Origin of the sequence: Paracoccus marcusii (genome assembly GCF_028621715.1) — a bacterium.
Taxonomy (GTDB): Bacteria; Pseudomonadota; Alphaproteobacteria; order Rhodobacterales; family Rhodobacteraceae; genus Paracoccus; species Paracoccus marcusii.
Map to the genome: position 1 here is coordinate 1,129,208 of NZ_CP117466.1, position 15,704 is coordinate 1,144,911.

Annotated in this window: 12 protein-coding genes; 6 read left to right on the forward strand and 6 right to left on the reverse strand. The window is 67.4% G+C overall.

The annotated features are described in order from the left end of the window. From glgC to PRL19_RS05530, 5 genes are read left to right on the forward strand one after another with little or no spacing between them, the layout of a single operon-like run. Positions 1–1,260: a glucose-1-phosphate adenylyltransferase gene (glgC, locus tag PRL19_RS05510; protein WP_148911153.1), complete on the forward strand. Its 1,260-nt coding sequence runs from the start codon at positions 1–3 to the stop codon at positions 1,258–1,260. Continuing rightward, entirely contained in the window at positions 1,260–2,684 is a 1,425-nt protein-coding gene (gene glgA, locus PRL19_RS05515; protein ID WP_420704412.1) for a glycogen synthase GlgA, read from the forward strand. The genes glgC and glgA overlap by 1 nt, the downstream gene beginning before the upstream one ends. After that, positions 2,681–4,765 carry a glycogen debranching protein GlgX gene (glgX, locus tag PRL19_RS05520; RefSeq protein ID WP_273744158.1) on the forward strand — a complete coding sequence of 695 codons (2,085 nt, stop codon included), beginning with the start codon at positions 2,681–2,683 and terminating at the stop codon, positions 4,763–4,765. The genes glgA and glgX overlap by 4 nt, the downstream gene beginning before the upstream one ends. After that, positions 4,762–6,636: an amylosucrase gene (locus PRL19_RS05525; RefSeq protein WP_273744159.1), complete on the forward strand. Its 1,875-nt coding sequence runs from the start codon at positions 4,762–4,764 to the stop codon at positions 6,634–6,636. Before glgX ends, PRL19_RS05525 begins: the two co-directional genes overlap by 4 nt. Next, a complete protein-coding gene (locus tag PRL19_RS05530; protein WP_420704413.1) occupies positions 6,614–9,049 on the forward strand; it encodes a glycogen/starch/alpha-glucan phosphorylase in 2,436 nt (811 codons plus the stop codon). Before PRL19_RS05525 ends, PRL19_RS05530 begins: the two co-directional genes overlap by 23 nt. A gap of 36 nt (positions 9,050–9,085) precedes the next feature. On the opposite strand, the gene PRL19_RS05535 is transcribed toward PRL19_RS05530, so the two are convergent. Both PRL19_RS05535 and PRL19_RS05540 read right to left on the reverse strand, forming a co-directional pair. Then, complete coding sequence (locus tag PRL19_RS05535) at positions 9,086–10,441, reverse strand: NCS1 family transporter (RefSeq protein WP_273744161.1); 1,356 nt, start codon at positions 10,439–10,441, stop codon at positions 9,086–9,088. A 33-nt stretch (positions 10,442–10,474) separates the two neighbouring features. Beyond that, complete coding sequence (locus PRL19_RS05540) at positions 10,475–11,173, reverse strand: aspartate/glutamate racemase family protein (protein WP_273744162.1); 699 nt, start codon at positions 11,171–11,173, stop codon at positions 10,475–10,477. A gap of 130 nt (positions 11,174–11,303) precedes the next feature. Here PRL19_RS05540 and PRL19_RS05545 point away from each other — a divergent pair, with 130 nt between their 5' ends. Beyond that, on the forward strand, positions 11,304–11,978 hold the full coding sequence (locus PRL19_RS05545) for a GntR family transcriptional regulator (protein WP_139597903.1): 675 nt from the start codon (positions 11,304–11,306) through the stop codon (positions 11,976–11,978). Here PRL19_RS05545 and PRL19_RS05550 read toward each other — a convergent pair. From PRL19_RS05550 to osmF, 4 genes are read right to left on the reverse strand one after another with little or no spacing between them, the layout of a single operon-like run. Beyond that, positions 11,975–12,712, reverse strand: coding sequence for an ABC transporter permease (locus PRL19_RS05550; RefSeq protein WP_273744163.1), 738 nt, complete (start codon positions 12,710–12,712; stop codon positions 11,975–11,977). The genes PRL19_RS05545 and PRL19_RS05550 overlap by 4 nt on opposite strands. Further along, positions 12,709–13,644, reverse strand: a complete 936-nt coding sequence (locus PRL19_RS05555; RefSeq protein ID WP_273744164.1) for an ABC transporter ATP-binding protein — start codon at positions 13,642–13,644, stop codon at positions 12,709–12,711. Before PRL19_RS05555 ends, PRL19_RS05550 begins: the two co-directional genes overlap by 4 nt. Beyond that, a complete protein-coding gene (locus tag PRL19_RS05560; protein ID WP_273744165.1) occupies positions 13,641–14,780 on the reverse strand; it encodes an ABC transporter permease in 1,140 nt (379 codons plus the stop codon). The genes PRL19_RS05555 and PRL19_RS05560 overlap by 4 nt, the downstream gene beginning before the upstream one ends. After that, on the reverse strand, positions 14,780–15,685 hold the full coding sequence (osmF, locus tag PRL19_RS05565) for a glycine betaine ABC transporter substrate-binding protein OsmF (protein WP_194886094.1): 906 nt from the start codon (positions 15,683–15,685) through the stop codon (positions 14,780–14,782). Before osmF ends, PRL19_RS05560 begins: the two co-directional genes overlap by 1 nt. Positions 15,686–15,704 lie beyond the last annotated feature (19 nt).

Sequence of the window (15,704 nt, forward strand, 5' to 3'; positions counted from 1 at the left end):
ATGGTGGAAACGCAACGGCTGACGCGCCGGGCGATGGCATTCGTGCTGGCGGGGGGCCGGGGCAGTCGCCTGAAGGAGCTGACCGACCGGCGCGTCAAGCCCGCCGTCTATTTCGGCGGCAAGACCCGCATCATCGACTTTGCCCTGTCGAACGCGATGAACTCCGGCATCCGCAAGATCGCCATCGCCACGCAGTACAAGGCCCACAGCCTGATCCGGCATTGCCAGCGCGGCTGGAACTTCTTCCGGGCCGAACGCAACGAGTTCCTGGACATCCTGCCCGCCAGCCAGCGCACGTCCGAGGACCATTGGTACCGCGGCACGGCCGATGCGGTCACCCAGAACATCGACATCGTGGACGATTACGACGTCGATTACATCGTCATCCTGGCGGGCGACCACATCTACAAGATGGACTACGAGATCATGCTGCGCGAGCATGTCGAAAGCGGCGCGGACGTCACCGTGGGCTGCCTGACCGTGCCCCGGATGGAGGCCACGGCCTTTGGCGTGATGGACGTGGACGCCACGGGCCGCATCGTGTCCTTCCTGGAGAAGCCCGCCGATCCGCCCGCCATGCCGGGCGAGCCGGACAAGGCGCTGGCGTCGATGGGCATCTATGTCTTCAACTGGGCCTTTTTGCGCGACCTGCTGCTGCGCGATGCGCAGGACCCCAATTCCAGCCACGATTTCGGCACCGACTTGATCCCCGACATCGTCAAGAACGGCAAGGCGATGGCGCATCGGTTCGACACGTCCTGCGTGCGCGAGGCGCATGCGCCGGCCTATTGGAAGGACGTGGGCACGGTCGACGCCTTCTGGCAGGCCAACATCGCGCTGACCGACTTCACCCCGGACCTGAACCTGTGGGACCGCGACTGGCCGATCTGGACCTATTCCGAAAGCGTGCCGCCCGCCAAGTTCATCCATGACGAGACCGACCGCCGCGGCCTTGCCGTGTCGTCGATGGTGTCCGGGGGCTGCATCATCTCGGGGACCGAGGTGCGCAATTCGCTGCTGTTCACCGAGGTGCACACGAACAGCTATGCGGTCCTGGATCACGCGGTGGTGCTGCCCTACGTGACGGTGAACCGCCATGCCCGGCTGCGCAACGTCGTGATCGACAGCCGCGTGGTCATCCCCGAGGGCTTGATCGTCGGAGAGGACCCCGAGGCCGATGCCCGCTGGTTCCGCGTCAGCGAGGGCGGCGTGACCCTGATCACCCAGGACATGCTGGACCGAAGGGCGGCATCCCTGTGATGCGGGTGCTGTCGGTCGCCTCCGAGATCGCCCCCCTGGTCAAGACCGGGGGGCTTGCCGACGTCACGGGCGCGCTGCCCGCCGCCCTGGCGGGCGTGGGCGTCCACATGCGCAGCCTGGTCCCCGGCTATCCCGCGGTGATGGCCGCGCTGCAGGAAGCCGAGGCCGTCCATGCCTTCGACGACCTGTTCGGCGGGCCCGCGGTCCTGCTGCAGGGGCGGGGCGCGGGGCTGGACCTGCTGGTGATCGACGCACCCCATCTGTATGGCCGCCCCGGCAACCCCTATCTGGGCCCCGACGGGCGCGACTGGCCGGACAACCCGGAACGCTTTGCCGCGCTGTCCTGGGTGGGCGCGCATGTCGCGGCCCATGGCGCGGGCGGCTGGCGCCCCCAGGTGCTGCACGGTCACGACTGGCAGGCGGGATTCATGACCGAATACCTGCCGCGCATGGGCGGGGCCGATGTGCGGACGGTGCTGACCATCCACAACATCGCCTTCACCGGGTCGACCGATCCGGGGCGGCTGCATTCGCTGCGCCTGGACCCCGCGCGGTTCTACAGCGAGGGGTACGAGTTCTGGGGCGGCATCTCGGCGCTGAAGGCCGGGCTGATGGGTGCGGACGCGCTGACGACCGTGTCGCCCAGCTATGCGGACGAACTGATGACGCCCGAATTCGGCATGGGGCTGGACGGGGTCATGCGCCACCGGCAGGCCGCCCTGACCGGCATCCTGAACGGCATCGACGAACAGGCCTGGGACCCCGCGACCGACCCGGCCATCCTGTCCTTCACGGACCCGGCGGGCAAGGCCGCCGCCAAGGCCGCGTTGCAGGCGGAGCTGGGCCTGCCGCAGGCGGAGGGGCCGCTTTGCGTGATCGTGTCGCGGATGACCCATCAGAAGGGTTTGGACCTGGTGCTGGAGACGCTGCCCGCGCTGATGGCGGCGGGCGGTCAGCTGGCGGTCCTGGGGTCGGGCGATCCGGGCCTGGAACAGGCGTTCCGGCAGGCGGCGGCGGACCCCCACGTGGCCGTGCGCATCGGCTATGACGAGGCGTTCTCTCATCGGTTGATCGCCGGGGGGGACGCGATCCTGGTGCCGTCGCGGTTCGAACCCTGCGGGCTGACGCAGATGTACGGACTGCGCTATGGCACCATCCCGGTCGTCGCGCTGACCGGCGGGCTGGCCGACACGGTCATCAACGCCTCGCCCGCGGGGCTGGCGCGCGGCGTGGCCACGGGCATCCAGTTCGCGCCCGTCACGGCGGTGGCGCTGCGCGGGGCGCTGATGCGGCTGGCGACCCTTTACGCGGACCGGGACACCTGGTCCCAGATGCAGGCCAACGCCATGGCCCATCCCGTCGGGTGGGGGCAGTCGGCCCGTGCCTATGCCGATCTCTATGCAAGGCTGACCCATCCGTCATGACCCAGACCATCGCGATGACCGCAGGGCGCCCCACGCCCCTGGGTGCGACCTTCGACGGCGCGGGGGTGAACTTTGCGGTGTTCTCTCAGCATGCCGAACGCGCCGTGCTGTGCCTGTTCGACGAACGCAACCGAGAGACGCGGGTCGATCTGCCCGAACGCGAGGGCCATGTCTGGCACGGCCATGTCGAGGGGCTGCGCCCCGGCCAGAAATACGGCTTTCGGATGCACGGCCCCTATCGCCCCCATGAGGGGCATCGCTTCAACGCGCGCAAGCTGTTGATCGACCCCTATGCCAAGCGGCTGACGGGACGGCCCGCCGCGCATGACGCGTTGATGGGATACCGGGTCGGGCATCACGATGCCGACCTGTCATTCGACCGCCGCGACAGCGCGCAGCACATGCCGAAGTCGGTGGTCGTGGACCCCAGCTTCGCCTGGGGCGACGACCGTGCCCTGCACCGGCCCCTGTCGGAAACGGTGATCTATGAGGCGCATGTCAAGGGACTGACCGCGGGGCGCACCGATATCGGGCATCGCGGCAGCTATCTGGCGATGGCGTCCGAACCCGTCCTGGATCACCTGACGCGGCTTGGCGTTACCGCGATCGAGCTGTTGCCCGTCCATGCCTTTGCCGACGACCGCTTTCTGACCGACAGGAAGCTGACGAATTTCTGGGGCTACATGTCCTATGGGTTCTTCGCGCCGGAACCGCGCTACATGCAGACGGGCGACATCGCCGAATTTCAGCAGATGGTCGCACGGTTCCACAAGGCCGGGATCGAGGTGATCCTGGACGTCGTCTACAACCACACCGCCGAAGGGAACGAACTGGGCCCGACCCTGTCGTTCCGCGGGCTGGACAACGCGTCCTATTACCGTTTGGCCGAGGATCGGCGGTTCTATGTGAACGATGCGGGCACCGGCAACGTGCTGAACCTGGACAGCCCCTTCACGCTGCGGCTGGTCATGGATTCGCTGCGATACTGGGTCGAGGTGATGCATGTGGACGGGTTCCGCTTCGACCTGGCATCCGTGCTGGGGCGCACGCGCGGCGCGTTCGACCGCGACGCGCCGCTGTTCCGTGCCATCCGCCAGGACCCGGTGCTGAACCGGGTCAAGCTGATCGCCGAACCCTGGGACATCGGGCCGGGCGGGTACCAGCTGGGCGCGTACCCGGCGCCTTTTGCCGAATGGAACGACCGCTATCGCGACCAGATCCGCGGGTTCTGGCGGGGCGATCAGGGCCTGATCGGCAAGCTGGCCAAGCGGGTGGCGGGATCGGCCGCGCGGTTCGACCATGACGGTCGCCCCGCGACCAGTTCGGTGAATTTCGTGGCCGCCCATGACGGCTTCACGCTGATGGACACTGTCAGCTTCAACGACAAGCACAACGAGGCCAACGGCGAGGAGAACCGCGACGGCCACAACCACAACCTGTCCGACAACATGGGCGCCGAAGGCCCGACCGACGATCCCGCAATCACCGCCGCGCGCGACCGCCGCCGCCGCAACCTGATCGCCACGCTGATGCTGTCCCAAGGCACGCCCATGCTGCTGGCGGGCGACGAGCTGGGAAACAGCCAAGGCGGCAACAACAACGCCTATGCCCAAGACAACCCGACGGGCTGGGTCGACTGGGACGGCGCGGACCCGGCCTTCCTGGACTTCGTGCGCCGCGTCATCGCGTTCCGGCGCGCGCATCCGATCCTGCGGCAGAAGCGGTTCCTGCACAGCCAGCCGCGCGAACAGGACGGTCTGCCCGACCTGTTCTGGCGCCGGGCCGATGGCGCGCCGATGACGCCCGACGACTGGAACGACCCCGACCGCCGCCTGCTGGCGGCCGAGATGCGCATGGCATCCGGCACGCCCGCCTATGCGGCCCTGCCGGGGGCGGTGTTCCTGGTCTTCAACAACGGCCCCGAGGCGCAGGTCCGCCTGCCCGACGCGCCCGACGGCCGCTGGCGCCGCCGCCTGGACAGCGCGCGGGACGACGACCCGGATCTGCCTGCCCAGGACCTTGAACCCATCGCCGCCGACAGCGTCGCGGCCTTCGTGCTGACCACCCCGAGCGTATCATGACCCAAGCCCCCTCGATCTTCGACATGCGCCTTGCGCGCAGCGCGCCCGACCTGTGGCCCATGCTGGAACGCCTGTACGGCGATCGCCCCGATTACGACGCCTTCTGCGCCGAGCTGGAGGCCGCGCTGCGCGAGGGCTGGGCCGCGCGTCCCGCCGACCTGAAGCGCCTGGACCTGATGCGCGACCTGGAGCCCGACTGGTTCCAGCGGTCTGGCATGGCGGGCTATGTCTTCTACATCGACCGCTTTGCGGGGACGCTGTCCGGGGTGCATGGCCGGCTGGATTACCTGCGCGATCTGGGCATCAGCTATGTCCACCTGATGCCCTGCCTGATGCCGCGGCCGGGCGACAGCGATGGCGGCTATTCGGTGATGGACTATCGCCAGATCAACCCTGCCTTCGGGCGCATGGCCGACCTGACGCGGCTGGCGGGCAGCCTGCGCGAACGGGGCATGTCGCTGTGTGTGGATCTGGTGCTGAACCACACCGCGCAGGAACACGAATGGGCGCGGCGCGCCGCGGCGGGCGATCCGGAATACCAGGACATGTACCTGATGTTCGACGACGACACGCTGCCCCGCGCCTATGAGGCGTCGCTGATCGAGATCTTTCCCGAGACCGCGCCGGGCAGCTTCACCCATCACCCCGAATTCGGCAAATGGGTCTGGACCACGTTCAACGCCCATCAATGGGACCTGAACTGGGCCAATCCGCGGGTGTTCCTAGAGATTGTGCGGATCATGCTGAACCTGGCCAACAAGGGGGTTGATGTGCTGCGCCTCGACGCGGTGGCCTTCATGTGGAAGCGCATGGGCACCACCTGCCAGTCCCAGCCCGAAGTCCATCTGATCCTGCGCGCTTTGCGCGCCTGCACCCGGATCGCGGCCAGCGCGGTGATCCATCTGGAGGAGGCCATCGTCGGCCCGGCCGAGATGCTGACCTATTTCGGGCGCGGCGAACATGACGGGCGCGAGGGGAACCTGTGCTATCACAACAGCCTGATGGTCCAGTACTGGTCGGCCCTGGCCACGCGCGACACGCGGCTGATGACGCATGTGCTGCGCACGCATTTCCCGCCCGTGCTGACGAACGCGACCTATGCAACGTACATCCGCTGTCATGACGACATCGGATGGGCGATCACGGACGAGGACGCGGGCGCCTTGGGCCTGTCGGGGGCGGCGCATCGCGCCTTCCTGTCGGATTTCTATGACGGCAGCTATCCGGGCAGCTTCGCCCGCGGCGTGCTGTTCCAGGAGAACCCCGAAACCGGCGACAAGCGCATCGCCGGCAGCTTTGCCGCACTGGCGGGGCTGGAGGCCGGTCTGGCCGCGGGCGATCCGCTGGCGGTCGACCGGGCCGTGGACCGCATCCTGCTGGGCCATGCGCTGATCGCGTCCTTCGGCGGCATCCCCCTGATCTACATGGGGGACGAACTGGCGATGGTGAATGATCACGGCTATCTGGACGTGCCCGAGCATGCCCATGACAGCCGCTGGATCAACCGCCCCGCCATGGACTGGGACCGCGCCGCCCGCGCAAGCGCCGACCCCGCCACGCCCGAGGGCCGCGTCCTGCACGGCACCCGCGCCATCCTGGCCGCGCGCCGGTCCTGCGACCGCCTGCATGGCGGGCATCCGACCGAAATTCTGGACTGCGGCAACGCCGCGCTGCTGGCATTCGCACGCCGCGCGCCCCAAGGCGGCATTCTGTGTCTTTTCAACTTCACGGAAAGCTGGCAACAGGTCAGCGGCGACTGGTTGCGCTTTCAAGGCGTGACGGACATGCGCGACATTCTGTCGGACGCGACGGTGACGCTGCATGACGACATGCTGGCATTGCCACCCTATGGCCGCGTCTGGTTGTCCTGATTTTTCCCTGCGCAAGAGGCGGAATGTGACCCAATCCCTGTCGGCACAGGATCTGCGCGATCAGATCCTGCATCACCTGACCCACACCCAGGGCCGCGGCCCGGAATTCGCAACCGTTTTCGATTGGCGCCTTGCCGTCAGCTATACGGTGCGCGACCTGATGGTCGGCCCCTGGGTCGGCGCCATCCGTGCCGCCCGCGACCAGGGCGCGAAGCGGGTCTATTACCTGTCGATGGAATTCCTGATCGGCCGCATCCTGGGCGATGCGATCATCAACCTGAACCTGGAGCCCGCCATGGGCGAGGCGCTGACCCTGCTGGGTCTGGACGAGCAGGTGATCCTGGACGACGAACCCGACGCGGCCTTGGGCAACGGCGGGTTGGGGCGTTTGGCGGCGTGTTTCATGGAATCGCTGTCGTCGCTGTCCTGCCCGGCCTTCGGCTATGGCATCCGCTATGAGCATGGCCTGTTCCGCCAGCGCTTCGAGGGCGGCCAGCAGGTCGAGACCCCCGAGGATTGGCTGAACCAGCCGCATCCGTGGGAATTCGTGCGCATCAACTACAGCTACGAGATCGGGTTCAAGGGTCATGTCGACATGGTCGACGGCCATGCCGTCTGGCATCCGGGCGAAAGCGTCGTGGCGCGTGCCTATGACACGCCGGTCATCGGCTGGGGCGGGGACTGGGCCAACACGCTGCGGCTGTGGGGGGCGCATCCGACGACGCTGCTGGACCTCAAGCGCTTCAACGCGGGCGATCACACGGCCGCGGCTGAACCCGAGGCGCTGGCCCGCACGCTGTCGCGCGTTCTTTATCCCGACGACACCACGGAATCGGGCAAGGAATTGCGCCTGAAGCAGGAATATTTCCTGACCTCGGCCGCGTTGCAGGACATCCTGGCGCGGTTCCTGGCCGAACATGGCGACCTTGAGATCCTGCCAGACAAGGTCGCGATCCAGCTGAACGACACCCATCCCGCCATCGCCGGGCCCGAACTGATCCGCCTGCTGATGGACGTGCACGGCCTGGCCTTCGACCGCGCGCAGGACCTGGCGCGGCGGACGCTGAACTATACCAACCACACCCTGCTGCCCGAGGCGCTGGAGCGGTGGTCCACCTGGCTGATGGGCCGCGTGCTGCCTCGGCACATGCAGATCATCCAGATGATCGACGAGGATCACCGCAAGACCACCAACCGCCCCGCCCATATCGGCATCGTGCATGGCGACCAGGTCCACATGGGAGAGCTGGCCTTCATCATGGCGGGCCGCGTGAACGGCGTGTCCGCGCTGCACACCGATCTGGTCAAGGACACGGTCTTTGCCGACCTGCACAAGCTGCATCCCGACCGGATCGTGAACCAGACCAACGGCGTGACGCCGCGCCGCTGGCTGCGCATGTCGAACCCGGCGCTGACGCGGCTTCTGGACGACACCATCGGCACCGGCTGGACCAAGGACCTGGACCAGCTGGCGGGACTTGAAACCCATGCCGGCGACGCGACCTTCCTGGAACATCTGCGGGGCGCAAAGCGCGCCAACAAGGTCGCCCTGTCCGACGGGTTGCTGGCAGGGCTGGGCGTCAAGGCCGACCCGGACGCGATCTTCGACGTCCAAATCAAGCGCATCCACGAATACAAGCGCCAGCTGCTGAACGTGCTGGAGGCGATCGCCCTGTGGAAGCGCATCCATGACAGCCCGAACGGCGACTGGACGCCCCGCGTCAAGATCTTCGGCGGAAAGGCGGCGCCGGGATACTGGCTGGCGAAGTCGGTGATCCACCTGATCAACGACGTGGCCGCCAAGATCAACAACGACCCGGTCACGGCAAAATACCTGCAGATCGCCTATCCGCCGAACTACAATGTCTCGATGGCCGAGGACCTGATCCCCGCCGCCGATCTGTCCGAACAGATCAGCACCGCGGGCAAGGAGGCGTCGGGCACCGGCAACATGAAGTTCACCATGAACGGCGCGCTGACCATCGGCACGCTGGACGGCGCCAACGTCGAGATCCGAGAGCATGTGGGCCCCGAGAACTTCTTCCTGTTCGGCCTGACCGCCGAGGAGGCCGCGGCCGAGAAGGCCCGCCCCGGCCATGCCCGCGCCGCGATCGAGGCGTCCGAGGACATGAAGATCGCCCTGCAGCTGATCGCCGAAGGTCAGTTCGGCCGGGCCGACAGCTATTACACGCTGCTGGACCGGACCTGGAACGACGACCCGTTCCTGGTCGCGTCCGATTTCGACAGCTATTTCGCGACGCAGCGGGCGGTGGACCGGGCCTATGCCGATCATGCGGCCTGGGACCGGATGGCGGCCCTGAACATCGCGCGGTCTGGGTTCTTCTCGTCCGACCGGACGATCCGGGGATACATGCGCGACATCTGGCACGCGGTGCCGGTCGTGCCCGCATGATGCCAAAGGCCCCCGTCACCGGGGGCCTTTTTCCTGTCAGGCGCGGAAGCGCTGTGCCGATGGCAGGTACTGCATCAGCAGCCAATATGTGAACCCCGCCGGGATCAGGCTGGCATACCAGCTGATGCCCGAAAAGATCAGCGCGACGATCACGCCCACCACGGTCGCGATGACCGCCGCCGGGTTCCAGCCGCGATAGGGGCCGTCGGCATCGTAATGGTGATCAAGGTTCAGGGTCTGACGGCGGATCACGTAATAGTCGACCACCAGGATCGCGAAGATCGGCCCCAGGAAGGCGCTGTAGGTCTGGATGAACAGGCCCAGCCCCGCTGCGGATTCGTCGCGCACCAGCAGCCAGGGGAAGGTTGCGAAGGCCAGAAGGCCCACGATGACGGCGGCCGATTTGAACGACAGCTTGAACACGTCCATCATCGCATAGGCGGGCGGCACCACGTTGTTGAGGATGTTGGTCGTCACCTGCGCGAAGGCGATGAACAACAGCGTCACAACCAGCAGGATCGGGTTGTCCACCGCGCTGGAGAAGACCTTGATCGGGTCGACCTCTCCGGTGGCCGAGGACACCATCAGGCCGATCATCCCCATGAACAGCGTCGCGGGCAGGATCGAGTTGGCATAGATCACCACCTGCCGCACCGATCCCACGCGGTGCTGCAATTCGCGCGAATAATCCGACACGTTCAGCATCATCGTGGAATAGACGCCCAGGAACAGCATCGTGGCCCCCCAGAACGGCGCGCCCCAGGTGCCTTCGGCCTGGATCAGGTTGGTGCTGATCTGGTCGCCATACTGCCCGATCACGCTGAAGAACATGTAGATCAGCGCGCCGATGATGAACACGGCGCCAATGTTCTCCAGCCACTTGATGCCGTGGAAACCCAGCACCGACAGGGCGATCTGCAGGAACTGGAAGCCTATGAAGAACACCCAGATGTTGGAGTAGCCGAACATCGTTTCGGAGACCAGGTTCAGGGCGCCGGCGCCGATCCAGCTTTGAAAGCCGTACCAGACGATCGCCGGGACCGATCGCACCAGCGCGGGCAGCCGCGTCCCGGCAAAGCCGAAGGACGACCGGGCCTGCACCATGAAGGGGATGCCGTACTTGTGGCCCGCGCGCCCGTTGATCATCAGCGCAAGGCCGATGACCGTGCAGCCGATGGCGATGGCCACGACGGTCTGGATCAGGTTCAGCGTGCCCACCAGCCCCGATCCGACGGTGAAGGTGCCGATGCTGACGCAGCCGCCCAGCCAGGCAAACAGGTAGGACCAGGGGTCCATGATGCGGGTGGTCTGCGGGGCAAGGCTCTCCTCGCCCGGTCTCTTGTCGTCCAGGGCATGTGGGGCGTGATCGGCGATCGTTCCGGTATGGGTCATGGGGATACTCCCTGTATGGAGATGGCGGATTTCTTATTTTTGGATCGGGTGCGCATAGGCCCCGATCTTGGAGGTCAGCAGCCCGGCGCCGACCAGCGCCTCGGCGAACTTGGTGGCGACGGTCACGCCGTCGATGACGGGAATCCCCGTCTCGTGGCTCAGCCATTCGGTCAGGTCGGACATGCCGGCGCATCCCAGAACGACGGCTTCGCAGCGGTCCTCCTCGATGGCGCGCAGGATTTCGGCACGAACCAGCTGCCGTGCATTCGATCCGGGCTCTTCCAGGGCCAGCACCGGAATTTCCGCCGACCGGACGCGACGGCACTGGTGGTCAAGGCCGTACTTGCGCACCAATTCCTCGATCACCGGGACGGAGCGGGGCAGGGTGGTGACGATGGAGAACGACGTGGCGATCATGCTGGCGGCCTTGATGCCCGCCTCGCAGATGCCCAGCACGGGGCCGGTCGCGACCTCGCGGCAGGCGCCGATGGCGGGATCGTCGAAACAGGCGACCACGATGGCGTCAGCACCCTCGGCCTGGGCCTGCTGCACCTCGCGCAGCAGGTGGGCGGCGGACATCACCTCGTCGAAATGGCCCTCGATGCTGGCGGGGGCGCCATGGGCGGTGCGGCCGGCGACGTCGGTGCCGGGGGCGGCCACCGCGCGGGCCGATGCCAGGATCTTGTCGGTCATCGATGCGGTGGAGTTGGGATTGATCACGACCAGCTTCATTGGCGTCTCCGTGTTCCTGAGTCGCCCTATTGTTATCACGAATTGTTAACAATCTATAATCATATTTTTCTGCCGCCTTTCCGGGCGGAACAATGTTGCGAAGGCCCAAGGAAGGTGCAAATTGGAAACCATGGACAAGCCCTTGGAAACACTGATCGTGGACAGCATCCTGGACGCCATCGCCGATCAGCGGCTGCGCGCGGGGACCAAGCTGGGCGAACAGGCGCTGTCGGATATCTTTGCCTGCAACCGCGCCCATGTGCGGCGTGCGCTGTCGATGCTGACCGGCTGGCAGGTCGTGGATCACCTGCCCAATCGCGGCGCCTATGTCGCGACGCCCACCCCACAGGATGCGCGCGATGTCTTTCAGGCGCGCCGTGCGATCGAGACGACGATCTGTCGCAATGCCGTCCGGCTGGCCGACGCGCAGGACCTGGCCGACCTGCAGGCGCATCTGGCGGCCGAGGATGCGGCCCGCGGGCAGGACAACCGCCCCGCCGCCATCCGCCTGTCGCGCGGGTTTCACATCCTGTTGGCGCGGATCGGGCGCAACCCGGTGCTGACCCGCTATCTGGACGAGCTGACGATGCGGTCGTCGCTGATCATCGGCCTGTACGCCCAGGGCCACGCCACGCTGTGCGCCGAGGATGAGCATGCGAACATCGTCGCGGCCATCGCCGCGCGGGATGAGGGGCGGGCCCTGTCCCTGCTGGACACGCACCTGCGCCATATCGAGGCGGGGATCCGGTTCGACGACGCGTTGCCTGTGACGGGCGCGCTGTCCGCGGCGTTGCGGGGGCGCTAGCGGTCCAGGCCGGTGCGGCGGGCGGCGATCCGTTCCAGCGCCTGAAAGCCTTCGTGGATCAGCACCGCGATGATGCCGACGACAAGCCCGCCTTGCAGGACGAAGGCCGTGTTCGACGACAGCAGCCCCGCGATGATCACCTCGCCCAAGGTGCGGGCCGCGACGGTCGAGCCGATCGTGGCCGTGCCAAGCGAGATCACCGCCGTCAGCCGCATTCCCCCCAGGATCACCGGCAGGGCCAACGGCAGGTCGACCTGCCACAGCCGCTGGCGATGGGTCAGGCCCATGCCGCGCGCGGCCTCGGCCACGTTGGCGGGCTGGGTGGTCAGGCCTGCCAGGGTGTTCTCGAACACCGGCAGCAGGCCGTAGAGGAACAGCGCCACCAGGGTCGGCCCGGCGCCGAACCCCATGATCGGCACGGCCAGTGCCAGCACCGCCACGGGCGGAAAGGTCTGGCCCACGCTGGTGATCGTGCGCGCCAAGGGCAGGAACTCGCGCCCCGCGGGCCGCGTCACCAGCACCGCCAGCACCAGCGCCACCACGGTCGAGGCGATGACCGCCAGCCCGACCAGCGCCAGATGCGACAGGGTCAGCGACCAGAGCGGGGTCTGGGTATAGATCGCGGGCGCATTGTTGCGGGTGAAGGGTTGAAAGACCGGCGCGAACCAGCCCGGCGCAATCAGGAAGGCCAGCAGCAGAACCGCGGCCATGGCCAGCAGGATGCGTCCGATCATTCCGCCGCCCGGGCCTGCGGGGCGGCCTGGGCGCGCAGGGCGGCCAAGGTGATGACGCCGCCGCCTTCGACCGGCAGGGCGTCGCGCCCGCTCCACAGGCATTCTGCCAGCGCGTCGCGCAGGGTCGCCTCGCGCGGCAGGGCGGGGCCGTCGGCCTGGCCCTCGCGCGCCAGGGCATGGGCCGGGGTCAGCGACAGCAGGTGGAAGGGTCGCTGATCCAGCCCGATCAGGTCGCGCACGAAGGGCGTGGCGGGGGCGGTCAGGATCTCGGACGGGGGGGCGTATTGGACCAAGCGGCCCTTGTCCATGACGGCGATGCGGTCGCCCAAGGTCACCGCCTCCTCCATGTCATGGGTGACCAGGATCAGCGTTGTGCCAAGCTGGCGCTGGATGTCGCGCAGGTCGGCCTGCGCCTTGGCGCGGATCACCGGGTCCAACGCGCCAAAGGGCTCGTCCATCAGCAGCAGGTCGGGCTTCGCCGCCAGCGCACGGGCCACGCCCACGCGCTGCTGCTGGCCGCCGGATAGTTCATGGGGCATGCGATCGCGGAACTGGTCGGGCGCCATCTGGAACAGGGTCAGCAGTTCGTCCACCCGCTCGCGTATCGCGGCCTGGTCCCAGCCCAGCAGGCGCGGGACGGTGGCGATGTTCTGGCCCACGCTGCGATGCGGGAACAGGCCGTGGCCTTGGATCGCATAGCCGATGCGGCGCCGCAGCAGATGGGGCGCGACCTCGCGCGTGTCCTGCCCGTCGATCAGCACGCGACCGCTGCTCGGTTCGACCAGGCGGTTGATCATGCGCAACAGCGTCGTCTTGCCCGACCCCGAGGTGCCGACCAACGCCGCGATCTGGCCCGGTTCGACCGTCAGGCTGACATCGTCGACCGCGGCGCGGCCGTCATAGATTCGGGTCAGGTTCTGGATGTCGATCATGCGGACCTCCGGCTGGAACGCACCAGCAGATCAAGAGCGATGCCGGCGGTCAGCGCCAGCGCGATGGTGGGCAGGGCGCCCAGCAGGACCAGATCCATCGCGGTCTGGTTCAGGCCCTGAAAGACGAAGGTGCCAAAGCCGCCGCCGCCGATCAGCCCGGCAATGACCGCCAGCCCGATATTCTGGACCAGCACGATCCGCACCGCCGCCAGCAGCACTGGCAGCGCCAGCGGGATCAGCACCTGCACCAGCAGCTGCGTCCGCGTCAGGCCCAGGCCGATCGCGGCCTCGCGCGTGGCGGGGTTCACGCCGGTCAGCCCGGTCAGCGTGTTCGACACGACCGGCAGCAGGGAATAGAGAAACAGCGCGACCAGCGCCGGGAACAGGCCGATGCCCGCCACCCCCGCCTGCGCCGCGCCGGGCACATTGGCCGCGATCCAGCCGAAGACGGGGATCATCACGCCGAACAGCGCCAGCGACGGGATCGTCTGCAGGATATTCAGCACCGACAGAACCGGTCCCCTCAGCCGCCGCGCCTGATACAGCGCCACCCCAAGCGGCAGCCCGATCAGCAGCGCCAACGCCAGTGACCCGAAGGCCAGCGTCAGATGCGCCCGCGCCTCGCGCAGAAAGATGTCCTGTCGGGCGGCGTATTCACGCATGACGGACACCCCGTCCAGCGCGCCCGACCCCAAGATAGCGCCGATGGCGGCCACCGCCCCGGCCAGAATCAGCCAGCGCAGCCACAGCGCCGGGTTCATCCGCGCCAGCGCATCGGCCAGCATCAGGGCGAACGCCAGTGCCATCAGCCAGAACCCGACCGATGGCGCGACGCGGGCCAAGGTGTTGTCGGGCGGGGTCAGATGCGTCGCCGCCGCGCCCAAGGCCAGCAGCATCGCCAGCAGCGCCGCCGCACCAGCCCCAAGGCGCAGCGCGGGCGGCCAGCGCAGGCAGCCCGAAACCAACACCGCGGCCAAGGCCACGGTCAGGATCAGTCCATGGGGCAGGGCGGCGGTCAGGGACAGCCCCTCGCCCAGCACGATGCGGTTCGGCTTGAACTGCACCAGCGGCAGGGCCAGCCCGGCCAGACCGATTACCGCGAACAGCAGGCCGGGCCGGTCCAGCCGCGCGCGCATCAGTCCAGAAAGCCCGCTTGGGTCAGGTGGTCGCGCGCGACGGTGGCGGCGGGTTCGCCGCCGATCTGGATGCGGCCGTTCAGCTCCTGCAGGGTTTCAAGGTCCAGCGACGAGAAGATCGGCGCCAGGATGTCGGGGATCTCCGGATGCGCCTCAAGAACCTCGGCGCGGATAATAGGAGCGGGCTGATAGACGGGCTGCACGCCCTTGTCGTCCTCCATCACGACCAAACCGGCGGGCGCAATGCCGCCATCGGTGCCATAGACCATCGCCGCGTTCACGCCCGAGGTCTGCTGCGCCGCCGCCGCGATGGTCGCGGCCGTGTCACCGCCCGACAGCTGCACCAGCTGGTCGGGGCTCATGGTGAAGCCATAGGTTTCCTGGAACGCCGGAAGCGCCGCGGCCGAAGTCACGAATTCGGTCGATGCCGCCAGCTTGACGTCGCCGCCCCCCGCGATCCATTCGCCCATCTGGGTCATGGTCTGTAGGTCGTTTTCGGTCGCGACGTCCTGGCGCAGCGCGATGGCCCAGGTGTTGTTCGCGGGCGAGGGTTGCAGCCAGACGATATCGTTCTGTTCCAGATCCAGCTCGGCCACGCGCTTGTAGCCGGCTTCGGCATCCTTCCAGACATCGCTGTCGGCCTCGTTGAAGAAGAACGCGCCGTTGGCGGTGTATTCCGGATAGATGTCGATCTGCCCCGAGGTGATCGCGTCGCGCATGATCGGCGTGCCGCCCAGCTGCAGGCGATCCTGCACCGGCAGGCCCGCATCCTGCAGCGCCAGCAGGATCATGTTGCCCAGAAGGCCACCCTCGGTGTCGATCTTGGAGGACACGGTGATGTCCTGGGCACCGGCGGCGCCACCGAGGCCGATCAGCAGCGCGGCAAGGGGGGTAAGGGCTTTCATGCGGATCTCCTGTCGCGCG